Source organism: Bacillus sp. 05T31, assembly GCF_056396725.1.
Genome location: NZ_JBFTMA010001449.1, coordinates 1 through 403 on the forward strand (window position 1 = coordinate 1; position 403 = coordinate 403).

Here is a 403-nt window from a genome sequence, read left to right on the forward strand (position 1 = left end):
GAACCTTTTGTGCCCCTCGCTTTGGCCCTAATTCAACAGGAGAGCGGCGGGACTTTGATCGATGTCATGCAGAGTGCAGAGGGAGCTTTTAACACCCGTTATCCAAAAATGAACCTTTTGTGCCCCTCGCTTTGGCCCTAATTCAACAGGAGAGCGGCGGGACTTTGATCGATGTCATGCAGAGTGCAGAGGGAGCTTTTAACACCCGTTATCCAAAAATACAAAATGGTATAACAGATCCCGACTATTCAATATGGTGCGGTATACAGGAGTTAAAACATTCATTAGAATTAGCTGGTGTTTCTGGCCCGGCTGATATAGAAAAAATTAAATTAGCACTTCAAACATACAATTTCTGGCCAGGATTTATCAATTTTATTCAAAGGAATGGTGGAGCGTATAC

Annotated in this window: 1 protein-coding gene and 1 pseudogene; both read left to right on the forward strand. The window is 43.4% G+C overall.

The annotated features are described in order from the left end of the window. Positions 1-9: 9 nt before the first annotated feature. Positions 10-141: a lysozyme family protein gene (locus AC1DJR_RS33760; protein WP_477004647.1), complete on the forward strand. Its 132-nt coding sequence runs from the start codon at positions 10-12 to the stop codon at positions 139-141. Next, a pseudogene (locus AC1DJR_RS33765) lies at positions 111-403 on the forward strand (lysozyme family protein); the annotation flags it as partial. The gene AC1DJR_RS33760 and the pseudogene AC1DJR_RS33765, both read left to right, overlap by 31 nt.